This is a genomic window from Serratia sp. BFP-2025, from assembly GCF_050880365.1.
GTDB classification, from domain to species: Bacteria; Pseudomonadota; Gammaproteobacteria; order Enterobacterales; family Enterobacteriaceae; genus Serratia; species Serratia surfactantfaciens.
On record NZ_JBPAFV010000001.1, the window covers coordinates 899388 to 925020 of the forward strand.

Annotated in this window: 27 protein-coding genes; 11 read left to right on the forward strand and 16 right to left on the reverse strand. The window is 59.2% G+C overall.

Features of this window, described 5'->3' with window-relative positions; all coding sequences use genetic code 11:
• Window positions 1-2: 2 nt before the first annotated feature.
• Genes paaD through paaA form a run of 4 tightly spaced genes read right to left on the reverse strand, consistent with a single transcriptional unit; the run spans window position 3 to window position 2524 of the window.
• Window positions 3-500 (reverse strand): 1,2-phenylacetyl-CoA epoxidase subunit PaaD, encoded by a 498-nt coding sequence (gene paaD, locus ACRAWE_RS04100; RefSeq protein ID WP_019453490.1) that lies wholly within the window; start codon window positions 498-500, stop codon window positions 3-5.
• Between the two features lie 9 nt (window positions 501-509).
• Window positions 510-1268, reverse strand: coding sequence for a 1,2-phenylacetyl-CoA epoxidase subunit PaaC (paaC, locus tag ACRAWE_RS04105; protein ID WP_432524932.1), 759 nt, complete (start codon window positions 1266-1268; stop codon window positions 510-512).
• Window positions 1269-1276: 8 nt separating this feature from the next.
• The gene (gene paaB, locus ACRAWE_RS04110) at window positions 1277-1564 is read right to left on the reverse strand and encodes a 1,2-phenylacetyl-CoA epoxidase subunit PaaB (RefSeq protein WP_004935173.1); all 288 of its coding nucleotides are present in this window, start codon (window positions 1562-1564) and stop codon (window positions 1277-1279) included.
• 21 nt (window positions 1565-1585) lie between these two features.
• Window positions 1586-2524 carry a 1,2-phenylacetyl-CoA epoxidase subunit PaaA gene (gene paaA / locus ACRAWE_RS04115; protein ID WP_154746443.1) on the reverse strand — a complete coding sequence of 313 codons (939 nt, stop codon included), beginning with the start codon at window positions 2522-2524 and terminating at the stop codon, window positions 1586-1588.
• A gap of 317 nt (window positions 2525-2841) precedes the next feature.
• On the opposite strand from paaA, the gene paaZ reads away from it, so the two are divergent.
• A complete protein-coding gene (gene paaZ, locus ACRAWE_RS04120; RefSeq protein ID WP_432524936.1) occupies window positions 2842-4908 on the forward strand; it encodes a phenylacetic acid degradation bifunctional protein PaaZ in 2067 nt (688 codons plus the stop codon).
• Between the two features lie 43 nt (window positions 4909-4951).
• Here paaZ and ACRAWE_RS04125 read toward each other — a convergent pair whose 3' ends face one another.
• Both ACRAWE_RS04125 and ACRAWE_RS04130 read right to left on the reverse strand, forming a co-directional pair.
• Entirely contained in the window at window positions 4952-5845 is an 894-nt protein-coding gene (locus tag ACRAWE_RS04125; protein WP_019453494.1) for a Kdo hydroxylase family protein, read from the reverse strand.
• A 494-nt stretch (window positions 5846-6339) separates the two neighbouring features.
• On the reverse strand, window positions 6340-7893 hold the full coding sequence (locus tag ACRAWE_RS04130) for a sensor domain-containing diguanylate cyclase (protein WP_019453495.1): 1554 nt from the start codon (window positions 7891-7893) through the stop codon (window positions 6340-6342).
• A 160-nt stretch (window positions 7894-8053) separates the two neighbouring features.
• On the opposite strand from ACRAWE_RS04130, the gene ACRAWE_RS04135 reads away from it, so the two are divergent.
• Complete coding sequence (locus ACRAWE_RS04135) at window positions 8054-8248, forward strand: hypothetical protein (RefSeq protein ID WP_019453496.1); 195 nt, start codon at window positions 8054-8056, stop codon at window positions 8246-8248.
• 16 nt (window positions 8249-8264) lie between these two features.
• Here the strand turns inward: ACRAWE_RS04135 and yjdN are convergent, their stop codons facing one another.
• A complete protein-coding gene (gene yjdN, locus ACRAWE_RS04140) occupies window positions 8265-8684 on the reverse strand; it encodes a VOC family metalloprotein YjdN (RefSeq protein ID WP_019453497.1) in 420 nt (139 codons plus the stop codon).
• An 848-nt stretch (window positions 8685-9532) separates the two neighbouring features.
• On the opposite strand from yjdN, the gene ACRAWE_RS04145 reads away from it, so the two are divergent.
• The 3 genes from ACRAWE_RS04145 to ACRAWE_RS04155 all read left to right on the forward strand — a co-directional run bounded on the left by ACRAWE_RS04145 (window position 9533) and on the right by ACRAWE_RS04155 (window position 10476).
• On the forward strand, window positions 9533-9730 hold the full coding sequence (locus tag ACRAWE_RS04145) for a DUF883 family protein (protein WP_019453500.1): 198 nt from the start codon (window positions 9533-9535) through the stop codon (window positions 9728-9730).
• Window positions 9731-9744: 14 nt separating this feature from the next.
• Window positions 9745-9993, forward strand: a complete 249-nt coding sequence (locus ACRAWE_RS04150; RefSeq protein ID WP_019453501.1) for a GlsB/YeaQ/YmgE family stress response membrane protein — start codon at window positions 9745-9747, stop codon at window positions 9991-9993.
• Between the two features lie 93 nt (window positions 9994-10086).
• Complete coding sequence (locus tag ACRAWE_RS04155; RefSeq protein WP_019453502.1) at window positions 10087-10476, forward strand: YidB family protein; 390 nt, start codon at window positions 10087-10089, stop codon at window positions 10474-10476.
• Between the two features lie 3 nt (window positions 10477-10479).
• On the opposite strand, the gene ACRAWE_RS04160 is transcribed toward ACRAWE_RS04155, so the two are convergent.
• Window positions 10480-11412, reverse strand: a complete 933-nt coding sequence (locus tag ACRAWE_RS04160) for a LysR family transcriptional regulator (protein ID WP_154746440.1) — start codon at window positions 11410-11412, stop codon at window positions 10480-10482.
• A gap of 110 nt (window positions 11413-11522) precedes the next feature.
• Here ACRAWE_RS04160 and ACRAWE_RS04165 point away from each other — a divergent pair, with 110 nt between their 5' ends.
• Complete coding sequence (locus tag ACRAWE_RS04165; protein WP_432524941.1) at window positions 11523-12575, forward strand: SDR family oxidoreductase; 1053 nt, start codon at window positions 11523-11525, stop codon at window positions 12573-12575.
• A gap of 43 nt (window positions 12576-12618) precedes the next feature.
• Here the strand turns inward: ACRAWE_RS04165 and ACRAWE_RS04170 are convergent, their stop codons facing one another.
• From ACRAWE_RS04170 to ACRAWE_RS04180, 3 genes are all read right to left on the reverse strand, one after another.
• Window positions 12619-13626 carry an NAD(P)H-quinone oxidoreductase gene (locus ACRAWE_RS04170; protein WP_019453505.1) on the reverse strand — a complete coding sequence of 336 codons (1008 nt, stop codon included), beginning with the start codon at window positions 13624-13626 and terminating at the stop codon, window positions 12619-12621.
• 153 nt (window positions 13627-13779) lie between these two features.
• Window positions 13780-13989 carry a hypothetical protein gene (locus ACRAWE_RS04175; protein WP_019453506.1) on the reverse strand — a complete coding sequence of 70 codons (210 nt, stop codon included), beginning with the start codon at window positions 13987-13989 and terminating at the stop codon, window positions 13780-13782.
• Between the two features lie 512 nt (window positions 13990-14501).
• Window positions 14502-14879 (reverse strand): hypothetical protein, encoded by a 378-nt coding sequence (locus tag ACRAWE_RS04180; RefSeq protein ID WP_063918594.1) that lies wholly within the window; start codon window positions 14877-14879, stop codon window positions 14502-14504.
• A gap of 376 nt (window positions 14880-15255) precedes the next feature.
• On the opposite strand from ACRAWE_RS04180, the gene cspE reads away from it, so the two are divergent.
• Together cspE and dsrB are read left to right on the forward strand one after the other, a co-directional pair.
• On the forward strand, window positions 15256-15468 hold the full coding sequence (cspE, locus tag ACRAWE_RS04185; protein ID WP_004935122.1) for a transcription antiterminator/RNA stability regulator CspE: 213 nt from the start codon (window positions 15256-15258) through the stop codon (window positions 15466-15468).
• A gap of 319 nt (window positions 15469-15787) precedes the next feature.
• Complete coding sequence (gene dsrB, locus ACRAWE_RS04190) at window positions 15788-15988, forward strand: protein DsrB (RefSeq protein ID WP_019453509.1); 201 nt, start codon at window positions 15788-15790, stop codon at window positions 15986-15988.
• A gap of 219 nt (window positions 15989-16207) precedes the next feature.
• On the opposite strand, the gene rcsA is transcribed toward dsrB, so the two are convergent.
• On the reverse strand, window positions 16208-16837 hold the full coding sequence (rcsA, locus tag ACRAWE_RS04195) for a transcriptional regulator RcsA (protein WP_019453510.1): 630 nt from the start codon (window positions 16835-16837) through the stop codon (window positions 16208-16210).
• A 731-nt stretch (window positions 16838-17568) separates the two neighbouring features.
• Between rcsA and ACRAWE_RS04200 the strand changes: the two genes are divergently transcribed.
• Window positions 17569-18288 carry a GNAT family N-acetyltransferase gene (locus tag ACRAWE_RS04200; RefSeq protein ID WP_432524945.1) on the forward strand — a complete coding sequence of 240 codons (720 nt, stop codon included), beginning with the start codon at window positions 17569-17571 and terminating at the stop codon, window positions 18286-18288.
• Here ACRAWE_RS04200 and ACRAWE_RS04205 read toward each other — a convergent pair.
• The gene (locus ACRAWE_RS04205) at window positions 18285-19700 is read right to left on the reverse strand and encodes a pyridoxal phosphate-dependent decarboxylase family protein (protein WP_197667813.1); all 1416 of its coding nucleotides are present in this window, start codon (window positions 19698-19700) and stop codon (window positions 18285-18287) included. The two genes, ACRAWE_RS04200 and ACRAWE_RS04205, sit on opposite strands and share 4 nt — an antisense overlap.
• 101 nt (window positions 19701-19801) lie before the next feature.
• Between ACRAWE_RS04205 and ACRAWE_RS04210 the strand changes: the two genes are divergently transcribed.
• Window positions 19802-20677, forward strand: coding sequence for a LysR substrate-binding domain-containing protein (locus ACRAWE_RS04210; protein WP_432524947.1), 876 nt, complete (start codon window positions 19802-19804; stop codon window positions 20675-20677).
• Here ACRAWE_RS04210 and ACRAWE_RS04215 read toward each other — a convergent pair.
• From ACRAWE_RS04215 to ACRAWE_RS04225, 3 genes are all read right to left on the reverse strand, one after another.
• A complete protein-coding gene (locus tag ACRAWE_RS04215; protein WP_432524949.1) occupies window positions 20674-22059 on the reverse strand; it encodes a CoA transferase in 1386 nt (461 codons plus the stop codon). The genes ACRAWE_RS04210 and ACRAWE_RS04215 overlap by 4 nt on opposite strands.
• 61 nt (window positions 22060-22120) lie before the next feature.
• The gene (locus ACRAWE_RS04220) at window positions 22121-24304 is read right to left on the reverse strand and encodes a glycoside hydrolase (RefSeq protein ID WP_432524951.1); all 2184 of its coding nucleotides are present in this window, start codon (window positions 24302-24304) and stop codon (window positions 22121-22123) included.
• Between the two features lie 143 nt (window positions 24305-24447).
• Window positions 24448-24693, reverse strand: a complete 246-nt coding sequence (locus ACRAWE_RS04225) for a hypothetical protein (RefSeq protein WP_154746434.1) — start codon at window positions 24691-24693, stop codon at window positions 24448-24450.
• Window positions 24694-24806: 113 nt separating this feature from the next.
• Between ACRAWE_RS04225 and ACRAWE_RS04230 the strand changes: the two genes are divergently transcribed.
• The gene (locus ACRAWE_RS04230) at window positions 24807-25505 is read left to right on the forward strand and encodes an MgtC family protein (RefSeq protein ID WP_025159855.1); all 699 of its coding nucleotides are present in this window, start codon (window positions 24807-24809) and stop codon (window positions 25503-25505) included.
• Window positions 25506-25633 lie beyond the last annotated feature (128 nt).

Below are 25633 nucleotides of genomic sequence, written 5' to 3' on the forward strand. Positions count from 1 at the left end.
TCCTATATGCATTTGAAGTAGTCGAACGGTTCCCGGCAGTCGCAGCAGCGATACAGCGCTTTACAGGCGGTGGAGCCGAATTCGCTGATCTTCTCGCTGTGGGTGCTGCCGCAGCGCGGGCAGGCTACCGGGCCGTGGGCGTGCGGACGATCGCAGGTGTGGCCCTGCGGCGGTGCCACGCCGTATTGCCGCAGCCGTTCGCGGGCGTCGGCGTTCATCCAGTCGGTGGTCCAGGCCGGGCTGAGGCGGATCTCAACCTGCACCGGGCTGAAACCGGCTTCCGCCAGCCGCTGCTCGATGGCGTTGAGCAGAAATTCGGTGGCCGGGCAGCCGGAGTAGGTTGGGGTGAAGGTCACGCGCCAGCCGGTGCCGTCGCGCGCCACGTCGCGCACCATGCCCAAATCGGTGATCGACAGCACCGGCAGTTCGGGATCGCTGATCTGCTGCAGGCAGTGCCAAATCTGCGGAATTTCGGCGGGTTGCAAACGAGTGACGTTCATCGCGGCCTCCTACCATTGACCGTTTGGATAGGCGCGCTGCAGGAACTGCATCTCCGCCAGCAGCGGGCCGAGGTGTTCGCTGTGTCGCCCTTGTTTGCCGCCGTGACGGAACGCCTGCTCGGCAGGCAGCGTCAATGTCGCCTGGCGCAGCGTCTCTTCCACCTGCGCCTGCCAGGGGGCCTGCAGTTCGCGCGGATCGACGGCAACGCCTTGCTCCGCCAACGCCAGTTCCAGCTCGTCGGCGTGGAACAGCTCAGCGGTGAAGCGCCACAGGTTATCCAGCGACTGTTGGATCTTGCCGTGGCTGACGTCGTTGCCGTCGCCCAGGCGGATCATCCAGCCGTGGCTGAAGCGCAGGTGATAGTCGGCTTCCTTCAACGACTTGGCGGCGATGGCGGCGATCTGCGTATCGCGGCTGCGGCTCAGTGCCTGGTGCAGCTGCACGTGGTAGGCGTCGAGCAGGAACTGGCGCACCAGCGTGTCGTTGAAACCGCCGTTCGGCTGTTCCGCCAACAGCAGGTTGTGAAACTGGCGCTCGTCACGGCCGAAGGCCAGGCTGTCTTCGCTGCAGGGCGGCCCGGCCAGTTCGGCGGCGTAGCCCAGGAAGTTGCGCGCCTGGCCGAGCAGATCGAGCCCGATGTTGGCCAACGCCAGATCGATCTCCAGCTCGGGCGCGTGGCCGCACCAGGCGCACAGGCGCTGGGCGAGGATCAGAGGCGTGTCGCCCTGGCGAAGCAAATAGCTGATGCGCGGATCGTTAACCGTCATGGTCGCCTCTACATGTTCTTGATGCCGTCGGGAATGGTGTAAAACGTCGGATGACGGTAGATCTTGTCTTCGGACGGATCGAAGAACGCGCCGCGATCTTCCGGCTGCGAGGCGATCAGATGGCGCGACTGCACCACCCAAATCGAGCAGCCTTCATTGCGGCGGGTGTAGGCGTCGCGGGCGTTTTCCAGCGCCATTTGGTCGTCGGCGGCGTGCAGGCTGCCGACGTGGCGATGCGCCAACCCTTGTTTGCTGCGGATAAACACTTCATACAGCGGCCATTCAACGTGGCTCATGATCTCGATTCCTTATGGTGGCTATGCGGCGGAGGCGGCGTTTTTCGCGGCGTGGGCCATGGCGCCGTCGCGCACCCAGGCGCCGTCTTCCCAGGCGCGGCGCTTGGCCTGCAGGCGTTCGTGGTTGCACTGGCCGCGTCCTTTGATCACCTCATGCAGTTCGCTCCAGTCGATCTCGCCGAAGCGATAGTGGCCAGCGGCATCGTCCCAGATAAGGCCCGGGTCCGGCGCCGTCATGCCCAGCGCCTCAAGCTGCGGCACGGTGTTGTCGACGAATTTCTGCCGCAGCTCATCGTTGCTGTGGCGTTTGATTTTCCACGCCATGCTTTGGGCGCTGTGCGGGGAGTCGGCGTCGCTCGGGCCGAACATCATCAGCACCGGCCACCAGAAGCGATCGATGGCGTCCTGCAGCATGGCGCGTTGCGTGTCGCTGCCGTTGGCCATCGCCATCACCGCCTCATAGCCCTGGCGCTGGTGGAAGCTTTCCTCTTTGCAGATTTTCACCATCGCCCGCGCATAGGGACCGTAGGACGCACGGCATAACGCCACCTGGTTGACGATGGCGGCGCCGTCGACCAGCCAGCCGATCACGCCGATATCCGCCCAGTTGAGCGTGGGATAATTGAAGATAGAGGAGTACTTCATCTTGCCGTCGAGCATCTTTTGGTAGATGTCCTGGCGTGAACAACCGAGGGTCTCGGCGGCGCTGTAGAGGTACAGACCGTGGCCGGCCTCATCCTGCACTTTGGCCAGCAGCACCGCCTTGCGGCGCAGCGTGGGGGCGCGCGTCAGCCAGTTGGCTTCCGGCAGCATGCCGATGACTTCCGAGTGGGCGTGTTGGCCGATCTGCCGAATCAGGTTCTGACGGTAGGCGTCCGGCATCCAGTCTTTGGCCTCGATAGCGATATCCGCCGCGATCTTGTCGTCGAAATGCTGCTGGTACTGTGCTTCAGTTGTCATGCTTGCCTCTTGGTGATTCGTATTTTTCACATTAAACACAAAAATGTGAATCACTTTAACTAACCATAAGGCTACAAACTGATAACAAAAAGATCAAACGAGATTTATGTGGTTTTGCGAGCTCAATCACAGGGTGTGGCGTTAATTTATTGATTTAATTTGATAAATAAGGTGGTTAATTCCGCATTAACGGCAAGGTGAGCGGCTTGGTGGTGCCTTTTGTTCTCTTTTTGTTAAAATTGAGCTTGGCGTTGACTGGCATTTATGTGATACGTAATTAAGCTGTATGGTGAAAATTTATGAATTTTGGAGGGCACATGCAGCAGTTACACAGTTATCTTTCTGGCGCCTGGGTGTATGGGCAGGGAGAGGGCCGCCAGATCCGCCACGCCGTGACCGGTGAAGCGCTGTTCCAGGTCTGCTCCGACGGCCTGCCGTTAGCGGCCAGCCTGAGCTATGCCCGTAGCCACGGCGGCCCGGCGCTGGCGAAAATGACGTTCCAGCAGCGCGCCCAGATGTTGAAAACGGTGGCGAAGCACCTGCTGGCGCATAAAGAGGCACTGTATCAGATCTCCTATCAAACCGGGGCGACGCGCAGCGACGGCTGGGTCGATATCGAAGGCGGCATCGCGACGCTGTTCGCTTATGCCAGCATGGCCGGCCGCGATCTGCCGGACGATACGCTGTGGCCGGAGGATGAGCTGATCCCGCTGTCGAAGCAGGCGCAATTCGCCGCCCGCCATGTTCTGACCTCGCGCCCGGGCGTAGCGCTGCATATCAACGCCTTCAACTTCCCGTGCTGGGGGATGTTGGAAAAACTGGCGCCGACCTGGCTGGCGGGCATGCCGGCCATCATCAAGCCGGCCACCGCCACCGCGCAGTTGACGCAGGCGATGGTCAGGCTGATCGTCGACAGCGGCCTGGTGCCGGAAGGGGCGCTGCAGCTGGTGTGCGGCGGCGTTGGCGACATGTTTGCGCACCTGGATTATCAGGATGCGGTAACGTTCACCGGTTCGGCGCAGACCGGCCAGCGGCTGCGCGCGCATCCGCGCCTGTTGGAGAAATCGATCGCGTTCACCATGGAGGCGGATTCGCTCAACTGCTGCGTGTTGGCGGAGGACGTGACGCCGGAAATGCCGGAATTTGCCCTGTTTATTAAAGAGGTGTGTCGTGAAATGACCGCCAAGGCGGGGCAGAAATGCACCGCGATCCGCCGCATCATCGTGCCGGCGTCGCAGGTGGCGGCGGTGCGTCAGGCCTTGCTGCAGCGACTGTCAGGCGTGACGGTGGGCGACCCGCAGCTGGAGCAGGTGCGCATGGGGGCGTTGGTCAGCCACGAACAGCGTGATGATGTGCAAAGCAAGGTGGAGTTCCTGCTGCGCAACGGTTGCGAGCCGCTGTGCGGCGCAGCCCTGGATAAGCTGGACGTGCTGGGGGACGGCGCGCGCGGTGGCGCATTTTATCCGCCGACCCTGCTGTATTGCGCCGATCCGTTCACCCATCAGGCGGTGCACGGTACCGAGGCCTTCGGCCCGGTGGCGACGCTGATGCCGTATGCGGATACCGAGCAGGCGATCGCGCTGGCGTTGCTGGGGCAGGGCAGCCTGGCGGGATCGCTGGTGACCGCCGACCCGGCGCTGGCCAAGCGCTTTATCCGCGCGGCGGCCTGCGCTCACGGACGTATGCTGATTTTGGATGAGCAGGCGGCGGCGGAATCCACCGGCCACGGCTCGCCGTTGCCGATGCTGGTGCACGGCGGCCCGGGGCGCGCCGGCGGCGGCGAAGAGCTGGGCGGGCTGCGCGCGGTGAAACATTATATGCAGCGTACTGCGATCCAGGGCAGCCCGGCGATGCTGGCGGCCATCGGCGGTGAATGGGTGCGCGGCGCGCCGGTCGCCGAGCATCCGGTGCATCCGTTCCGCAAATATTTCGAGCAGCTGCAGCTGGGCGATAGCCTGTTGACCGCGCGCCGCACCGTGACCGAGGCGGATATCGTCAACTTCGCCTGCCTGAGCGGCGACCATTTTTACGCGCACATGGACAAGATCGGCGCTGCCGATTCGCTGTTCGGCGAGCGGGTAGCGCACGGTTACTTTGTGGTGTCGGCCGCTGCCGGGCTGTTTGTCGACGCCGCCGTCGGGCCGGTAATCGCCAACTACGGCATGGAAAATCTGCGCTTTATTGAGCCGGTGAAGATCGGCGACACCATTCAGGTGCGGTTAACCTGCAAGAAGAAGATCCGCAAGCCGCAGAAAACCGCCGAAGATCGGCCGCATGGCGTGGTGGTGTGGGATGTGCAGGTGCTGAATCAGGAACAGCAGCCGGTGGCGCTGTACAGCATCCTGACGCTGGTGGCGCGCCAGCAAGGGGACTTCGAGGCATAATGCGCGCTTCGCCGCCGCCGGCGCCCCGGCGGCGGCGAGTCATTCAGATCAGCGGCTGCCCGCGCAGCTGTTCCAGCACTTTCAGCGGCGAACGCTGCGGATCCTGCATTTTATTCACCGGCAACAGGAAGGTCTGCTCCAGCATAAACTGGCCGCCCATCGCGGCGTGCGGCGTTTGATCCGAGAAGCAAATCCAACTGCTGCCCGGCGGGAACTCCAGCGCCAGCTGCGGACCCCGTTGCTGATAATCGCTGTCGGCCTTCATCGCGTCATGCAGTTGCAGCATCAGATGGTCATAATGGCTGCGGCGGGTTTTGGTGATGCGGACCTGATGTTGCAACCAGCTGCTGAAGGCGGAGTAACGGGCCAAACGCGGCATAAAGCGTTCCGCCAGATCGGGGAAGGGTTCTCCGACGCGCCATTGGCGATTCTCACCGTGAGGATTGATGTTGGTGAAGATGCGCAGAATGCGTTCGCCGTAGTTTGGACGCGACGGGAAAGCGTCGACGTGCAGCCGGCTGTCGTCTTTGCGCCAGGAGTTCTTGGCGCGCCAGGCGGAAACCGGATGCAAGCGCAGGCTGCCGGTCGGATGGTGCAGCACCTCCTGATACTCGGGCAACAGCCCGGCGATCAGCTGGCGACAGGATTGGTAATAGCGTTCCAGCAGCTGCTGCACCTGCTGCTGGCGCTCCGCAACGGCGACGCCGGTCAGCTTGCCGGACAGAGGCTGATAGCTGATGTTCTTGCGCTTCGGATCGACCAGCGTCGGATCCAGCAGCGGCTTTTCCTGCTCAGACAGGGTGAAGGCCAGTTCAGGCAGAAACAGCACTTTGCCCTGTTCCAGTTCGCTGACCGCGCTGGATGTTTCCGCCGCCGCCCATTGCCGCAACGGCAGCGTCAGTACGGCCTGTTCACGCATAATATCGCCAGTAGGCATGAGATCTCCTCGCAAATCTGTATCGCTTTATTCCCGCCTTTCAGGTTGCCGCGTGGATGGCTGCACTGGTTTGCACAGTGGCTGGCTGGAGCGGCGTCAGAACGCTTTGCGCCGGTCGCCCAATGGCAACGTGAAATAGGTGAGTTCTATTATGGTTGTATCAGCAGGGCGCATTGCGCCGAAGCGTGCGATGGCTTCCTGATATTTAGAATAGTCCTGACAAGGGTATCACCGGCAACGCCAATAAAAAGTAAACGTAGGCTAAACGAGCCCCGCTGTAGGCACGAATAATCAAAAAAGGCACGAATTGTTCGTCAAATGGCGTGTTTTTTATCTTGTTGAATTTTAATGGAAATAAATACCCTGCTTATTTTTCGCCGCTATTCTATTCAGGAGGGAAGATAACGCCGGAGAGAAAAAGTTTTGGGGGGGAATTATTTCATTTTTCCGGATAAATAATTTGGGCCGCCTGGTTGCGACGGCCTAATTATTGGTCAAGCGCCGTAAATGCAGTTTTTGCCTTTTTTCTTGGCCTGATACAGCGCGCTGTCGGCCTCATTGATAAAGCCGATCGGCGTATCGTTGTACATATGCGGCACTTTGGCGCAGATACCGATGCTGATGGTAACGATGCCGTGCGGATTGCCCTGATGCGGGATCTTCAGATCGCGCACCGCATTGATAACGCGTTCGGCGAAAATCAGCGCGCCTTGCACATCGGTATCCGGCAGAATAATCCCCATCTCTTCACCGCCGTAGCGCGCCAGCACGTCGTTGCTGCGGCATGCCAACCCCTTCAGCGTTTGGCCGATCTGCTGCAGGCACTGGTCGCCGGCGACGTGGCCATAGCTGTCGTTGTACTGTTTGAAGTAGTCGATATCCAGCATCAGTAGCGCCACGCTGCGGTAGTTGCGCGAAGCGCGCGCCAGCTCGTTCTTCAGCGCGATATCAAACTGGCGGCGATTGGCCAGGCCGGTCAGGCCGTCCAGCAGCGCCAGCTCTTCGAGCATCTGGTTGATGCTGGTCAATTGATCGCGGGTGCGCATCAGTTCGGCTTCGGTTTGCATGCTGTGCTTGATTTGCCGCAGCAGCACCATGCCCATCGCCAGCAGGATCATCAATAAAGAGAGGCCGCCGGCGGCGAACAGGCCGGCGTCGGTGCGCCAATCCGCCAGCGCGTCGCGTTTCGACAATCCCGCAGCGATCACCAGGGGAAAGCGGTTCACTCGCGAGTAGCCGTAGATGCGCTCCACTTTGTCGAACAGCGAGGTAATGGTGGCGTTGCCGAACTCCGAATGCGGCAAAATCTCGCTGAACAGCACGCCCTTGGCGATGTTTTTACCGATCGACGTTGCCGAGTACGGGCGGCGGTACAGGATGGTGCCATCCGCCAGCAGCAGGTTTAACGAGGCGTCGGTGTTGAGCGCGAAACTATCGTAAAACTGGCGGAAATAATCGATGTACAGCGTGGCCAGCACTACGCCGCCAAAGCTGCCGTCCGGGTTGTTGAATCGCCGCGAAACGGGGATGATCAGATCGCCGGTGGTGCGGCTGCGGATCACTTTGCCGATGTACAGGCCGGCGCCATCGCGATTCTGATGATATTTGAAGTAATCGCGATCGGCGTTGTTGGCGTTCTTGATGAATTTGCCTGAGGCCGTCGCCAGCCAGCGGCCGCGCGCATCGTAAACAAACAGCCCATGCAGCTGCGGCAGGTTGCCGACCTGTGTCTGCATCACCCGCTGCAGCCGCATCAGCTGTGACGAACCCAGTCCGTCGGTCTGAATACGCTCGGTCAGATCGAGCAGATTGCCATCCACCTGCATGAAGGTGTCGTCGGCATGCTGCGCCAGCGAACGGGCGAGGTTGGCGGATTCATGCTCGGCGCTGCGCAGATCGCGCTGGTGCGCGCTCCAGATTTGCCAGCTGTTAAAGAGGATCAGCGTGGCGGCAACGATGATGACAAACACGCCGGCCTGAAATAATAATGGGGAGCTTTTAACGCTGCGCGGCGGCACGGCATCCTGTAGGGGTTGCTGCTGAGTCATGTCACCCTTGTGGTTTGATTACTATTCAATTTGAGTTAAGAGCAATCCTATATTTTATGCATAAATGCGCCAGACCTCTAGCCCTTAACGTGGCGATGGGGGAAAGTCGGGCCGCAAACTGCATCAGCGGCGGCGTAAACACTACGGAGTGAAAGGATCCATGTCGGATTACATCATTATCGCGTTACTGACGTTGGCGGTGTATTACCCCCTCACGCTGGGGGCGCTGGCGGTGATGATGTACTTCGGCTGGCGGCGGCGTCGGTCGCCCTACTGGCGGTTGGGATTGGTGCTGTTGGCGCTGCTGTTCGTTCTGTTCGCCAAGGCGGCCTATGACTGGCACCGCTATAGCTAGCGGCGCCATGAAGGGGTTATTCGACGTTGATCATCCAGTTGACGCCGAATTTGTCGGTCAGCATACCGAAGCCTTTGGCCCAGAAGGTGGCTTGATAAGGCATCGTCACCTGGCCGCCCTGCGCCAGATTATCGAACAGTTTGCGTCCTTGTTCCGCATCGCTGGGGTTCAGCGACAGCGAGAAGCCTTTGTGGGAAGCCCCGCCGCTGTCATCCTGCGGACAGCCGTCTGAAGCCATCAGCACGCCGTCGCCGATCAGCAGGCGCGCATGCATGATCGCATCCGGGTTGACGTCCTGTGGCCCGCCTTGTCGGGCCTCTTCGGGCATATCTTTGAAACGCATGACCATTTCAATTTTGGCATTCAGCTGCTGCACATAGAAGTTAATCGCTTGCTCACAGTTACCGCTGAAGAACAAATAGGGTTGTACCAGCATGACATTGACCTCGGTTAAGACCCGGCAGGCAACGACCGGCCCACGGGCGGGAAAAATGGTTGCTGGCGGCAATAATTGCCGTCGGTGACTTATTAGTGTAGTTCCCCTGCTGCAGAATGCTTGAGCGCGGCGAAGGCGATTAATACAGCGGAGGTTCGCCGGCCGCGCACATTTCATCATCCCGCGGGAAGTCCACCAACGGCGGTTGCACGATCGGCTCGTCACCCTGTGCATTCGGCAGGCGTCGCGGCACGAAAGGCCGTGTCCAAGCCGGTAAATGAGCAGAATGTTAGAGCGTTTTGTACGGAATAGGGTCTTCCATGGATGCTTTTTTACGTTTAAGCGCAGATGGAAAGCGGAACGAAATGAGATTTTTACCGAGGAAAGGGAGGAGATTCACCGCTATTTCAACCGGCTGGCGCCCTTGAAAAATAAGGACACAATTAAGCGCATCGCATAAGTGACAACCGCTATGTAACCTTAAAGAAACAGTAACGCGGCGGAACCGTCCCAGATGGCGGCCAGTGCGTACAGTAGCGCGAGAATCAGAACAAACGGGCCATTGAACATCGGCGTTTCCTCCCAAAGGATTTGTTCAAAGTTTAGCCTGCCAATATGACGACGAGATGAAATGCGAGCGTTTTTTATACGGTGAAATTCAGACGGACGGAAATGGGTAAACCGCTGATTTTTTACTATAGTCATAGTGTGAAGTTGCGCGTTTGTCGCCGCACACCCTGCATTGAGCTGCTGCGGGCAAGTCGCCCAGAGCAACATCGCGGAGCGGACGGCGTCTGGCGTGAAACAGGTGACGCAATTCTCAGAGGGTGGGTCTGTAAGGATTTGACATGTCATATGAAAATGACGATCTAAACGGTGTTGAGCAACCGAGCGACTACGTGAAAACCACCGCCTGCGAAGTGCGCAGCGGCGTACAAGCAGCGCTCGAGCAATCATGTGCCTGCATCAAGGATAACCCTTGGGCGGGGATAGGCGCCGGCGCCGTCGTGGGCCTGGTCATAGGATTTCTGTTAGGCAAAAGGTAAGAGGGAGAGTAAAGATGGGCATCATTTCCTGGATCATTTTTGGTTTAATCGCCGGTATCCTGGCCAAATGGATTATGCCGGGCAAAGACGGCGGCGGGTTTATTATGACCGTGGTACTGGGGGTCGTGGGCGCCGTCGTCGGCGGCTATATCAGCACCTTCTTCGGCATGGGTCGCGTTGACGGTTTTAACCTGGGCAGCTTTGTGGTGGCAGTCATCGGTGCCCTGGTGGTGCTTTTTGTCTACAGGAAGATCAAAGGCTAAGCAGCCGTTGCTCAACAGGGTCGCCGCGGCGGCCCTTTTTCGTGAAATCAATCCGGCGGCGCGGCGCGGCCGAATCGCTGAAAGGGGAATATCATGGGTCTGTTCGATAGCGTATTGGGTAACATTTTAGGCGGCGGTGCCAACGGCAAAGGCATCGATTACATCGCCATTATGCAGTGGGTCGAGCAACAAGGCGGCCTGCAGGCCATTTTGGACAAGTTCCGTCAGGGGCAGTTCGGCGATATCGTCGGTTCCTGGCTCGGCAATGGCGAAAATCAGCCGATTACCGGCGATCACGTGCAGCAGGCGTTGGGCAGCGATGCGATCAATCAACTGGCTGAAAAGCTGGGCGTCGATCCGGCCCAGGCGTCCAGCACCATTGCGCAGTTCTTGCCGACGGTAGCCGATGCCGCTTCACCAAATGGCGAAGTACAGCAAGACAGCAATGAATTGGGCGACATGGTCGGCAAATTGTTCAAATAATGATTATGCTCCCGGCGTCTGGCCGGGGGCATTCACTCCGCTGATTCCTTCGATCGTCGTCAACGCCTGTTGCAGATGCGCCACCCAGGCGCGCACTTTTTCCGGAATAAAACGTAAAGCGGGGTAGACCGCGTGCAGCGCCATGGGCGGGTAGCGGTATTCCGGCAACACGGGAACCAACGCCCCTGTCGCCAGCTGCTCGCCGATCAACGGCCGCTGAGCGCCGCCGATTCCGGCGCCTGCCTCGATGGCAGCCAGCAGCGATAACGTATTGTTGGCGCGGAACGTGGGCCGCAGAGCGACTATCTCGGCGCCGTGTGGGCCGAGCAGGGTGAGCGTATCACCGTCGTTTAATCCGCTGTAACGAATGTGCGCATGTTTCACCAGCTCCGCCGGCGAACGGGGGGTACCGTGCTTGGCCAGATAGGCCGGCGACGCCACCAGCAGGCGTTGCAACTCACCCAGCCGTTTCGCCACCATGCCGGGCGCGTGCAATTCGCCGAAGCGCAGCGCTACGTCGATGCCTTCGCCGATCACGTCGGCGCGGCGATCGTCCAGCAGCAGCTCGATGGTGAGTTCCGGGTGACGCTGCTGGAACGCGATGGCCAGCGGCGTGACGTGTCGTTGCCCGAAACCGGTCGGTGCGTGAAGGCGCAGATTGCCCTGCAGCCGGTGGTGCTGCCCGTGCAGCGCCTCTTCCGCTTCGTCGACCGCCGCCATAATCGGTTTGATACGCTGATAGTAATCATTGCCGGCCTCGGTCAGGGTGACCGCCCGAGTGCTGCGAAACAACAGCTGCGCTCCCAGCTGTTGCTCCAGGCCGGCGATTTGCTGACTGACCGCCGGCTGCGTCAAACGCAGATCGCGAGCGGCGGCCGACAGGCTGCCCAGCTCCGCTACCCGCAGAAAGGTTTTCATCGCGTTCAGCTTATCCATGATGTGCTTGCCTATAGATTTTTCTTATTAGTGTTAGTAGAAAGTCTCTTCTACCACAAGTATTGCTAATCAATAACACTCTGGGCATCGATAACCCGAGGAGTGGCAAGATGAACGCAATGCGACAGGCGCTGGTGATCGGCGCCAATGGCGTGATTGGGCGCCGATTGATTGAGGAGCTGACCGGCCTGGGTTGGCCAGTGGTGGGCGTTTCGCGGCGGGGTGGGCAACCGGCGCCAGGGGTGAGCCATCTGCAGGTTGACCTGCTGGATGCGGCGGCGACGCGTGACGCGCTGCGACCGCTGAGCGCGATTAGTCACGTTTTCTATGCCGCCTATCAGGATGCGCCGGACTGGGCGGGACTGGTGGCGCCGAACCTGCAGATGTTGCAACACGTTGTCGAAGGACTGGAGCCGATCGCGCCGGCGTTGGAGCATATCAGCCTGATGCAGGGCTATAAGGTCTATGGCGCGCATTTGGGGCCGTTTAAAACGCCGGCGCGCGAAAGCGACGCGGGGCATATGCCGCCGGAGTTTAACATGGCGCAGCAGCAGTATTTGGCGCAGCGTCAGGCAGGCAAGCGCTGGCGCTGGAGCGCCATTCGCCCGAGCGTGGTGGGGGGCTTCTCGCTCGGCAACCCGATGAATCTGGCGTTAAGCATCGCGGTTTACGCCTCCATCAGTAAAGCGCTCGGGCTGCCGCTGCGCTTTCCCGGTAAGCCGGGCGCTTACCACAGCCTGTTGGAAATGACCGACGCCGGGCTGTTGGCGCGCGCTACGCTGTGGGCGGCGACCGAACCTGCGGCGGCCAATCAGGCGTTTAACATCAACAACGGCGATCTGTTTCGCTGGAGCGAAATGTGGCCGAAAATCGCCGCGTACTTCGGGCTGGAATGTGCGCCACCGTTGCCGATGACGCTGGAGAGCATGATGGCCGACAAAGCGCCGCTGTGGCGGGAGCTGGCGCAGCGGCACTCTTTGACCGAGGCTGATTATCGCGCGGTGGCTGGCTGGCGTTTCGCCGATTTCGTCTTTTCCTGGGACTATGACATGTTCGCGGACGGCAGCAAGGCGCGGCGTTTGGGTTTCCATCAGTTTATTGAAACCGAAACCATGTTTATCACGCTGTTTGATGAGTTCCGCCGTCGCGGCATCATTCCCTGAGTGGCGTATTGGCTTCCCCGCCGCGAGGCGGCGGGGAACGGTCTTAGAACGTCAGCATGATTTTGCCGATATGCTCGCTGGACTCCATCAGCGTATGCGCTGCGGCGGCCTGCTCAAGCGGGAAGGTTTTAAAGATCTGCGGTTTCAGCACGCCGCGTTCCAGCAGCGGCCAAACCTTCTCTTGCAGCTCGGCGGCAATCTGCGCCTTGTCCGCGACGCTGCGCGAGCGCAATGTCGAACCGGTATGGGTCAGGCGTTTCAACAGTAGCGGCATCAGGTTTAACTCTTTCACCACGCCATGTTGCGTGCCGATTTGCACGATGCGGCCTTCCATCGCCGCTGCCTGATAGTTCTTGGCGACATAGTCGCCGGCGATCAGATCGACGATTACGTCGGCGCCTTTGCCGCCGGTGACCTCTTTGGTGCGCGTGACAAAGTCTTCGTTGCGGTAATTAATCGCCACGTCGGCGCCCAGCGCCAGACTGGCCTGGCGTTTATCTTCGGAGCCGACGGTGGTGATCACCTGTGCACAGAAGGCTTTCGCCAGCATGGTGGCGACTGTGCCGATACCGGAAGTGCCGCCGTGGATCAACACGGTTTCGCCGGCTTTGAGGTGGCCGCGTTGGAACACGTTGACCCAGACGGTAAAGAAGGTTTCCGGCAGTGCGGCGGCCTCGGTCAGGCTCAGACCCGCCGGCACCGGCAGCGCATTGCTTTCATGTACGGTGCAGTATTCCGCATAGCCGCCGCCGGCGATGAGGGCGCAAACCCGATCGCCAAGAGCGAAATGGGTTACGCCTTCGCCGAGGGCCACCACTTCGCCGGCGATTTCCAGACCGGGGATATCCGAAGCGCCCGGCGGTGGCGCATAGTTTCCCTGGCGCTGCAACACGTCGGGGCGGTTAACGCCGGCGGCGGCAATTTTCACCAGCAGTTCGCCCGCTTGCGGGACGGGTACCGGGCGCTCGGTGACGACCAGAACCTCGGGGGCGCCTGGCTGGCTGATCTCAATCGCTTTCATCTTGCCGGGCAGCGCTGCATTTGTTGACATGGTCACTCTCCTCATCGTGGTGGACGCGGCTATCAGGCGGAACGCCCGCAATAAAGTCTGCCGTTAGCTTAGCGAAATCGAATGAGGTGCGCGTGGTCGAATAGAGCGGTTTTGCGAGGAAGGGGCGAAGCCGCCGCGATGGGCGGCAGGCGATCAATCGTTAGGCGGGATGCGGAATCCTTTTAACGAGACGATAAAGTGTTCTTTTCCTTTGGAGATCTTGGCGCCTTTATCGCACCACAGGCTGGCAAGCTGGAAGAAATCGTCGCTGTCGATATCGTAGGCCAGTTCGATTTTCTTGGCCGTGCCGGCGCGGATGAGCTTTTCTGCTTCCTGGTGGTTTGCAGCTTTAATTAGGGTCATGGGCGAAATCCTTGGTGTTAAGCCAGAGCGGATAATCGCCAATCATGATATGGCCATATTGTGACATTTTTGTGATGAAAGGATGACAATCAGCGAAGGCGCGGCGTGCGGTGAGCCGCGCCTTTGCGGTGAAAATGCGTTGCCGGTTACCGATCGTACGGGCGAACCAATGCGCTTTTCTTCTGAGATTTGAAATGCTTGTAGAGCGCATAGCCCGCAATGCCGGCCAAGACGGCCAAGAGAGCAAGGGATCCTGTGGCCATGAACATCACCTCCGAAATAAGAATGGCAAAGAGGCGTATTTGTGACATTCATCACTTAGTCGGGCAATGAGACCAATCTGTAATCGGCAAAGCGCGATGACGAGAGGCAAAAAAAAAAAGCGCCTATAGGGAGGCGCATAAAGATTTGCAACACAGCTTGTTAGGTTCAACACCAGGAGGAGTGGTGAACTGACGCTATTCTAAGCGGCCGTGATAGCGGGGTGTATAGGCATTACTCCGAAAGCGCTATTACCATTCATAACCTAACTGAATGTTGTAATCGGGATCCTGGTTGGTGGAATAAGGATCGGATTGGCGGCGGCGATCGGTTTTCTTCACCGGGCCTTCATACGCGGGGTAAGGTTTGGTGCGCGGCTTGCTGCAACCCGGATGATCGCACTCGATATCGACGCGAAAGCCGCTTTTATCTCGCGCTTCCACCCAGGTAATCGGCGATTTCGCCGCCTTGGGGGCCGGCCCTGGCGGCGCCACCGGTTTAGGGGCAGGGGCAGCACTGGGCTCTGGAGGCTGATAATTCAACTCCAGCGCGCCAAGCGGGGCGCTGCAAGTGGCAAAGGCCAGCAGCGCGGCGCGGCAGGCGGTCGGTAATGTGAGCCATCTCGGCATGGTGAGTCTCCCTGGATGATTTCGCCAGGCAACTATAGAACAGCAGAACGAGAATTACTATCATTTGAGCAGGGTGTTACGGATACGCCAGACGGCGATTCCATCGGCAAGCAGGGTCAAATCCTGTGCGCTTAGCCGCGATTAGCGTCTCATCACGGCGAAAAAGGTTGCTATTGCTGCTCGCTCATGAGTTAATGATGTCGGCCTGTGGTACAGACCTATTTATGCACGACATTTTGAGTAAAGTAGTTCAAATTTAAAGCGTTATCCCGGATAGCCCTTCTCTGACGAATTTCCTTTCCAGTGCCTCCATAAGTAACTGATGACCGGCTATCTCGCCCATGGCGGCTTACATTATTATTGAAGGAAATTAGACATGTCCAACATGATCAAAGGTCAAGTGAAGTGGTTCAACGAAGCTAAAGGTTTTGGTTTCATCACCCCAGCAGACGGCAGCAAAGACGTATTCGTACACTTCTCTGCTATCCAGGATCAAGGCTTCAAGACCCTGGCTGAAGGCCAGAACGTACAGTTCTCTATCGAGAACGGTGCGAAAGGTCCATCTGCGGCTAACGTTACCGCTATCTAATTGGCGTTTACCGCTGATTGAAAAGAACCCGCTGCGGCGGGTTTTTTTATGCCTGTAATTTGGCGCAGGGCAAAAAAAAGCCCGCAAGTCAGCGGGCAAAAGTTCCTTGTTACTTCTTCATTTGCGAGCGCTTCTCTGGGGGGGAAACGCCTACGGACAGGTTACGCGGGGCCGGCTTAAGATTCTGCGGCCAAAATGTTAAGGAAGTGAAAAATCCTGATGGCTGCTACGCTGATAGCAGAGTGTGGCAGGACAGGGCGGTGTGTTCTCCCTGCGTTTTGTAATACACTGACGCCAATCGCAAATAATGGGGAAAGGTATGCAGGTTAACGATCGCGTGACGGTAAAAACAGACGGCGGCCCACGGCGGGAAGGCGTCATCCTGGCCGTAGAGGTGTTCAACGAGGGCACCATGTATCTGGTTTCCCTTGAGGATTATCCGGCGGGCGTGTGGTTCTTTAATGAAATAGATAGCCGCGACGGCACCTTTGTGGAGCCGCACCGCGAACGCGGGCAGTGACTTCGGGTAATCTCATTAATCAACTTGTGAAATAGTCTATTTTGAGACTATTTCGTTACGGTAGGATTTATTTTATCTATGTAAAAAAATACCCGTTGCGCTAGCGGGGGATAACGCAGCAGGTATTCTTTTGGCGTTTCCGACGCTTGACACCCGGATTACATTATCACCGGATATTTAACGACGGCCAAAACAGAGTGGGGGGCATTCTCTGTATGTTTAACGGCTATTGACAAATATTCCACTGGTCAGCGTGTCAGTCAAACGAACAACGTGGTATATGATTTGCTTGTTGTGCGTTTTTATTTTCCGCTTGATGTTTCCCTTGTGTGAAGAGACCGTTTTAGCTTTTATTTGCATCTGGTCTGATATCTGGATGGTACCTTGACCGGACATCCACATGCGTAACATGTTCGATTCGGTCTGGCTCAACGTGACCGGCGTTTGATCCAGGGAGGACTTCTCCACCCGAAGGGACTTTTTCTCGAGATAGTGACTAAGTAGCTGATTCATAGTCTCTGGTTTGATGGATTTTGACGATATGATGACATTCTTGCGAACATATAAGTAATCGTCGAAATGTACGTTGGTAATGGCCATAAAGATAAAGAATAACGTATCCGGGTGCAGTGATATCACCCGTTTTATTCGCTCGGTGGCGTTTGCTTCGTGGATGAAGCAGTCCTCGTTAATAAACACCAAACTGGGATTCAACTTACTGCATTTTTCATGCAGGCTGTCAATATCCTCAATGGCATTAATATGGCGTTTCTTCACGCCGTGCGAAGTCAGATAGTCGGTTAATCCCAATCTGGTATAGCTACATGAATCCATGATGATCGTTGGCATATCGCACCCCCACTTAAATCCGTTTTACTGCGGTAATATGAGAAAAAGCCTAAAAAGCCGAAAGGCAAAATGAAACAATAATTCAGTGTAGCGAGTGTTCTATCAATAAACGCGACGGCACTCAATGATATTTTCATACTAAACTTATTAATCACATGAATCTATAAGTTTAGCTTAAGTCAGAGCGTTCCACTGACGGTTCCGCTTCAATATGATAGGCCTGATTTGTACTTGGCGCCCGTGCCTGGCGGCATCTCTCGCCGGGATTCTGCCCATCATGTCACGAAACAAAATTTTAGTTTGCTAGGAAAAGTCTTAAAAAAAATTCATGTGTTGTTTTTTTGAAGCTTTTCAGCGGGCTTTTTGAACGCTCAAAAACAACTCACTTTGCGCAGTTGGTTTTTTATGGTTTAAAATCAATCAATTATCTAGTGTGACAGTATTTTTGAGAATGACAATCACTTCATTTTGTATCATAACGGCAAACAAAAGTTAACGTTATTGCTGAAATGTGTAGCTTAATTGTTGCCATAAATCACCGTTTTACAATGAGTTATATGGATATTTATTTCAGCTGAAATCATTTCCGTGAATGCTAAACGGGAATTGAGTTATTTCTCTAAACAGTTGCGCCGCTTTCTGGCAAACCTGCGCCAAAAAGCAGGTCGGAGTTGTCTCTGGCCTGAGTTGGTTTTAACTTGCTTTTTCCCTTTCAAAAACAGGACGCCGCGATGAGACGGAATCCGTACGGGCAGCCGATAGGCGACGCTCTTCCCCATTGGCAGCCGGCAGGCATGCCCGGACAGACGTTACTGCAAGGACGGTTTTGCCGTCTGGAACCGCTGAACATCGATCGCTGGGGCGATGAGCTCTATCGCGCTTATCAAACCGCCGAAGACGATAGCGACTGGACCTATCTGTTCTGGGAGCGGCCGCAGACGCGCGAGGATTTCCAGCGCTATCTCCAGGCCCAGGCAACCAGCGCCGACAGAAACACGATGGTGGTGATCGCGCAGGAGAACGGGAGCGCGGTGGGAACCTGCGCCTTTTTGCGCGTCGATCCCGCCAACGGTGTGGCAGAGCTGGGAACCATCAACTGGTCGCCGTTGATGAAACGCAGCGCCCTCGGCAGCGAAGCGATCTTCCTGATGCTGCGGCATCTGTTCGACGATCTTGGCTACCGGCGCTGCGAATGGAAGTGCGATAACCTCAATCTGCCTTCACGCCAGGCCGCCGAGCGTTTTGGCTTTCGTTACGAGGGCACTTTCCGCCAGGCGATTGTCGTCAAAGGGCGCACGCGCGACACCGACTGGCTGTCGATCATCGACGGAGAGTGGCCGCCGCTGCGCGCGGCGTTTACCGCCTGGCTGTCGCCGGGCAATATCGGCGATGACGGGCGGCAAGAGCGGCGTTTGCAGACCTTTCACCTCGGTGACCTGCCGGGCGCCTAAGCCGTCTCCGCCAGGCAATGGCGCAACGAATCCAGCGCCAATTGGATGTCCTGCTCCTGCGTCATCCAGTTGACTAACGCGGCGCGGATCCCTGGCTGATGGTTATAGGTGGTCGGGGTGCAGCGTACTACGCCATGCCGATTAAGGCGCTCGAGAAAGCGATCGCGCGCCGCCTCGCGCTCACCTTGCGGATGGCTGAGCGCAAAGCACACCACGTTCAAATTCACCGGTGCCAGCAGGTGGAACCCCTCGTCTGCCGCTAACGCCGCCCCCAGCGCCTGCGCCAGTTGGACGTTGCGCTCGACGATATCCCGGATACCGCTGCGGCCATAGGCTTTCAGCGTCAGCCAGAGCGGCAGGGCGCGAAAGCGGCGCGAGTTTTCCGGCGTCAGATGCAGGTAGTTGTCCGGCCGCAGCGTCGGCGCCTCCAGGTAGGCCGAATGGTTCTGAAACACCTGCATCTGTAGATCCAGATGGCGGGTAAATTGGATCGCGCTGTCGTAAGGCACGTTCAGCCATTTGTGGGCATCGACGGTGATGGAATCCGCATGTTGCCAGCCCTCGAGCCTTGGGGCGTATAGCGGCGAGCAGGCCGCCACGCCGCCGAAGGCCGCATCGACATGCAGCCAAAACGGATAACGCTCCCGCAGCGCCAGCAGACGCGGCAGATCGTCGAAAGCCACGGTGTTGACCGTGCCGGCGCTCGCGAGCACCAACGTGGGCCGGCCTTCGCCAGCGGCGAGCTGCCGCTCCAGTGCTTCCATATCCATGGCTTCAGACTCCGGCAGGCTGGCGACGGTCGTCAACGCTTCGCGGCCGATGCCGAGCATGCTGAGCGCCTTCACGCTGCTGGAGTGTGGATTTGCCGCCAATACCCGGATGGGGCCCAGTGCCGCCAGGCCCTGTTGGGCGACATCGACACCGTGTCGTTGGCCCAGCCACTGTCGGCCAATGGCCAGCCCGGCGAAATTGGCCATGGTGGCGCCGCTGACCAGGCTGCCGTTGAACGCTTCCGGCAGGCCCAGCAGGGATTTCAACTGCGTCACGGCCGCCAGTTCAATCGTGGCTGCGATGGTATCATGGCTGAGTAGGCTATTTTGGTCTGTCACACTAACCAGCCAGTCCGCGGCGACCGCCGCCGGGGTACCGCCGCCGGTGACGAAGCCGAAATAACGCGGGCCGGCGCTGGCGGAAATGCCGGCCTGATACTTCTGCCAGAAGTCATCCAGCGCCGCCAGGGCGCCGGCGCCGTTTTCTGCTAATCGGTCATCACCCGGCTGCAGCTGCTGGTGCGCGAGCGGCGGGCAGACCGAGCGCTGTTGCAGCCCAGCCAGAAAGTCCTCCGCCAGCTGGCGGGTGTGGTCGAGGATCTGCGGAAACTGAGCGAGATCCTGTTGTAAACGTGGGTGCATGGCGGCTCCGAAAGCGTCAGGAATGGTCAGGTAAACATAGAACATTTGCCTGTCGGCCAAAATCGATAAAAAATACCCTTTTTGGATAGCCTGGTTAACCAATGATGAATGAACGTCTTCCCCTGCATGTCTTGCCGACTTTTGCGATCGCCGCCCGGTTGGAAAATTTGCGTGCCACGGCGCAGCAGGTGCATTTGACGCATGGGGCGGTGAGCCAGCAAATTCAGCAGCTGGAGCAGGCGGTCGGCTACCCGCTGTTTGAACGGCGCGGGCGCGGGCTGCGTTTGAATGCGGCCGGGCGAGAGTTGCTGGCGGCGGTGGAACCGGCGCTGCAGGCGCTGCAGCAGGGCGTGGCCCGCGCCCGACGTGCGGCGGCAAGCCAGACACTGCGCATCAGCGTGTTGCCGTCTTTTGCCCATTACTGGCTGTTGCCGCGTTTGCCGGCCTTTAATCAGGCCTGCGCCGATATTGCGCTCGATATCGATGCCTCATTGACGCTACAGGATCTGTCGCAGCGCGGCTTCGATGCGGCGATCCGCATCGGCGGCGGGCATTGGCCGGGGCTGCAGGCGCAGCGCATCGCGGCGGGTGATGTGCTGCCGGTCGCTTCACCGGACATGGCGCGGCAGTGGCGGGAGGCATTCGAGAGCGGCGGGGATATACCGTTGCTGGAGCACGACGTCAGCCCCTGGCGCGATTGGTTCAACGCTCAGGGGCGCTCGTTGTGCGGGCGGCAACAGGCGCTGTTCAACGATGCCGGATTATTGATTCGCGCAGCGGAACAAGGATTCGGCATCGCGCTGGCGAAAAAGCTGCTGGTACAGGACGCGATCGACGCGGGGAGGCTGGTGGCGCTGGCCGCGCCATGCCGCCTGAGCGATGACGACGTTTATCTGGCGTGGCCGCAGACCGCCGGGCTGACCCCGGCGGTGACACGTTTGCTGCAGTGGCTGCAGCAGCAGCTGGCGGCGGTTTAACGGCGCAGCCACTCCGGCTGCGAGGCGCCGAGCGTGGTCGCCGGCAGCGCCCATTGCAGTGCGGTGCCCTGCAGGCTTAACGGCGCGCGCAGGCGTTGCGCGGCGCCCCAGTAAGTCAGTTCCGTTTCCGGATTCTCGTCGGCGGGGCCGGCAGGCGCCAGCGGTTCCGGCCGATAATGCGTCGGATGCGGATGCGCCAACAGCAGTTGCGCCGTGCGCGCCAGCGACAACCGGGCGTGGTAGCCGGCACCGTTTTTCATGCGCTGCGCCATACCGGTCAATACCGCTGCCGCCATCAAATAGCCGGTGGCGTGGTCCAGAGCCTGTACCGGCAGCGGCACCGGCATACTGGCGCTGCGCCAAACCATGCCTGCCTCCGCCAGCCCGCAGCTCATCTGCACCAGACTGTCGAAACCGCGCCGGGTGCGCCACGGCCCGCTCCAGCCGTAGGCATTCAGGCAGACGTCGATCAGGCCCGGCGCCAGCGCGCGCCTTTCCTCCGTGCCATAGCCCAGCTTCTCCAGCGCACCGGCGCGGTAGCCGTGCACAATCACGTCGGCGTTCTTCAGCAGGTGTTCAAACGTATGGCGATCGTGCGCATTGCCCAGGTTGAGGCGCGCGCTGCGCTTGCCCAGCATCACCTCATGCTCGACGCCGGGTTCATCCCAACCGTAAGGATCGATGCGCAGCACGTCGGCGCCCAAACCGGCGAGAAAACGCGTGGCGATTGGCCCGGCGAGAATGCGCGTCAGATCCAGCACCCGTACGCCGTGCAGCGGCCGGGCGGCGGGCAGCGCCCAACCCGGCGGCGGCGCTTCCGGCTGCAGCGAGGTGTGGATCAACGGTTCGAGCGCCACGCTCTTGCCCTGAATATGCTGGCGCCAGTCGGCCGCCGAACGCATTTGGGCCGCGCAGCCGCCGGCCTCGATGACCGCCTGTTCCAGTTCGCTTTTTTTCCAGCTCAGCACGCGCGCCGCCAGCGAGCCTTTATCCGATGCCGCGCCCAGCACCTGTTCCACCGCTCGCCGATGGTGCGGCGCATTGGTATGCAGGCGTATCCAGCCATCCGCCGTGGCATAGTCGCCGGCCAGCGCGTCCCACGCCGCAGGCAGCGTCCAACCCAACGGACGCAGCGTCCAGGCGAACCAGAATGAGGCCAGGCGTTGATCGATCCAGGCCTGCGGTGCGTCGGCAGCCTCACGGCGCAGCAATTCGCCGCAGGCCAATCCGGCGGCGCCCCAGGCGGCGGTGGCCAATTCGGTGACGGGAAACGCCGAAGGCAATGCGCCGGCGCCGCTGACGGTGAGCCGGTCGACGGGCGCGGGGCATTGCCCCAGGCTTTGCCAAATGTCGTCGAGCAGAGTGTGAATAAGAGGCGTCATCGGCCGCTCCTTGCGTGTCGTCGGAAATATAGCCTAGCGTAGCCCACCACCGGCGACCTTGCTAAGGGGCAACGTCGAGCGTGCGGCCGTCGGCCAGTTTGGCACGCAGACTGTGGGCCGCTATGCCGGCGAAAGGCCGCTCGCCAAAGTTGGAGGTCAGCGTCGAGCCGTCGCTGAAGGTCGTCTGTTGCACCCAGCCTTCCCGATCGAGCCAGCGGAAGTCGGTCAGCGCTTTGTCCCACAGAGCCTGATGCAGCGGCCGGAAAGCGGCATCGGCGCGTTTGATCGCCGGCAAGCGTGCCGCCAGGGTGGCGCGGCTCAGATGGAACATCGGCGCAGTGTTATACAGCTGGCTGAGCAGGCTGCGGCTGGTCTGAACGTCGCTGAACTTCAGATTGTCGTAATTCCAATGGTGGCTGCTGACGATCGCATCGTGGAAAACGGCCTGGTAGAGCGGCAGGCGATAACGCGGATCGAATTCGACCGTGCGGTAGGGCTGTTTCACTCTGGCGGGGCGGAAGAAAAACGCCGGTTGGGCGTTGGGCCACCAGGCGCCGAGATAATAGGGCGAGGACTTATCCTGATTCATCTGTTTATCGCCCCAGCCGAATCCCCAGGTTTCCATGCCGTGGGCGAACATCAGGCTGCGGGCGGTCACCGCGTTGCCGTCCTCCGAGCCGAGCGGCAACTTAAGGGTGGCGCTGAACCAGGCCAGCCGGGCGTTGCGCGCCTCGGCCATCTGCGCTGCGCCGGTCGGGTGGTCGGGCTGATAGTCATCGGACACCATGCCGGTGCCGTCCACGTCGAGAAACAGGCTGTTCAACCCGGCCAGTTGCACCAGCTCGCGCATGCGCTGTTGAGAATAGGGCAGGACGCAGCCCGGATTAAGGTAGTAACCCTGTTTGCCGAAGCCGGGTTTCTTGCTGCCGTCGGCGCGCACGATGGCGCAGGTTTCGCGCAGCGCCGTCGGCAGTTGCGCGGTGAGCCAGCTGTCGTTCACGCCGCGCGCAATGGCAGTATCATAGGAGTCGTAGCTGGCGATCAGATAACCGGCCGCTTTGGCGGCGGCCACCGCTTGCGGGTGCAGGAAGGCGGCGGTCCAGTTGTCGGTACCCAACCACAGGCGCGGCAAACCGGCCTGGCGCAGCGCATCGATCAGCGGTTTGGCCAGCCCTTGCCCCCAACCGTCCGCTGGGGTTAACCAGCGCCCCAGCTCTTGCTGCGCCCGCTCACGCACTGCGGTGGCCTGGTGCTGCTGCGCCTGCAGGAAATCGGCGTCATCCGGCGTCGCGCCCAGCGCGAACTGCGCCGTCAGCGCCTGGTTGATGCCGTCTATCAGGGACTGTTGTTGCCAGCCTTCCGGCGTTTTACCCGCCAATTGCCGCAAGGACTTCCTGCTCTCGGCATCCATCTGCTGCCGCAGCGTTTCGGCGGCGGGAGAGGCGAGGTAGTGCAGCAAGCCCGGCCAATCTTTGACATCTTCCGCCGCCAGCAGCTGGTCGCCCCACAGGTAGATATGGGTTGCGCCGATCAGCTTTTCGCCTTCGGGCGCCTGTTTCATCTTTTCGCGCAGGCTGCTGAACTGGCCGCTTTGTTGCAGAATCTCGCGGTAACGGCGGGCGCCGGACAGCGGCGTGTTCCCCACGTGCAGCAGCACCTCGAATGCCTGTTGTTGATTGAAGCGGTTGAACTGATGCTCGGCGCGCATCGCCAGCTTTTCCTGTTCCGAAGCGAAGGTGAGACGGTTGCTGAACGGCGTCAACATCAGCCAGCTGTAGACCTTGTCCTGATGTTGCTGGCTCCACAGCGGCAGTTTCAGATCCCAGTTGGTATCCAGCGGCGTCATTTCCGTCGTCAGGTAGTTGCGCCAGACCGGGTTGTCGAGCGGAATGCGGCTGCCTTCGCCGATCGGCAGCAATAGCGCCGCCGTCTGCGGAGGCAGACGATACCAGCTCAGGGTTTGCGGCCGGTCGCTGCGGAAGCTCAGGCGCAGATCGCCGTCTTCCAGGCGGGCGCTCACGCTGACCGCGCTTTGCGGCCATCGCCAGCTGGCGCGCTGTGGCGACGCGGTGAGATCCGCCACCTGTTGCGTGGGCTGAGCCAAGTTGACCGGCACCGCACCTGCGGCGATGCGCAGCGTGGCGGGATCGAGTTCAAACTGCACGTCGCCTTGCCGCAGCAGCAAGGCATCGGCGGAAAAGCTGACGAGCAGCGCAAGCGCGAGCGGGGAAAACCGTTGTTTCATCGGAGGCGTCCTTGAAAGATGAAGGAGGGCAGTTTACCGATAAGCGCACCGCTACCCAACGTTGCCGCGCCCTATTTGTGACATCGAAATATCAGTGCGGTATTTCAGTTTATTTTTCGTTTAATAAATTAGCCTTTACTTCATTATCCGACGTCACTATACTCAGCCAAAATTTCGGTGGAGAAACCCAATTGGACAGTTGCAGTTGTAATAAAATAAATAAGGCAAGCTGACCAATTCTCTTCTGATTTGTTGCTTGCCGCTAGCGGCGGGCAGCACCCCTCTCCAGTTATTTCTGAGCTGTGCATACCCGAATAAGAAAACGTTTCCTGATGCCAGGTGGCTTCAGGTGAATTGAGTTGGACGTTATTATGGTATTCTGCAGCCACAGCCTTTTCCCTCCAGGCATGACACGCTGATTCGCTGATTTATTTTCAGCGCGTTTTCGCGTGTGCTAAACAGCACATGATTTTATCTCCTGTCGTTAATTAAGGGGAAAGTCATGGCTATGACTCCTTTCGTTTTAAATTTATTGCTGGCGATGTGCCTGGGCGCGGTGATTGGCGCCGAGCGCCAGTGGCGCCAACGCATGGCCGGCCTGCGCACCAATGCGCTGGTGGCGACCGGCGCAGCGGTCTTCATTCTCAGCTCTATGTCCACCGATCCGGCCAGCGCCGGTCGCGTGGCCGCGCAGATCGTATCCGGCATCGGCTTCCTCGGCGCCGGCGTAATCATGCGTGAAGGGCTGAACATTCGCGGCCTCAACACCGCCGCCACGCTGTGGTGTTCGGCGGGCATCGGCGTGCTGTGTGGCCTGGGCCAGCATTGGGATGCGGTGGTCGCCACGCTGGTGATCCTGTGCGCCAATATCCTGCTGCGCGAAGCCGCGCAGCGCATCAACCTGCAGCCGCAACAGCAGGCGACCGATCTCGAACTGTGCTATCGCATTCAGGTGACCTGCGGCGAGCAGGATGAAATTCTGGTGCGCACCCTGATATTGCAGGCGTTGAACGGCGTGGCCTTGCGGTTGCAATCCTTGCGCAGCGCCGATATTGCCAGCCCTGGGCAATTGGAAGTGTGCGCGGAAATTAACGCCACGCCGGCCGCGCAAAAAGAAATTGAGGGTATTGTCTGCCGCATCAGCCTGGAAAAAAGTGTGAGCGCCGTTCGCTGGCGCGTTGCGTCCGAATTACCGGTCTGATTAATCATATAAATATTTATTAACTTGATTGCATGTTCGGGTTTATTCAGGCACGCCGTGAATAACGTTGGGCATTAAGGAGGCGTTATGGACGATGACCCCGGAAGGGAAATAATTCTTGCGTGGCT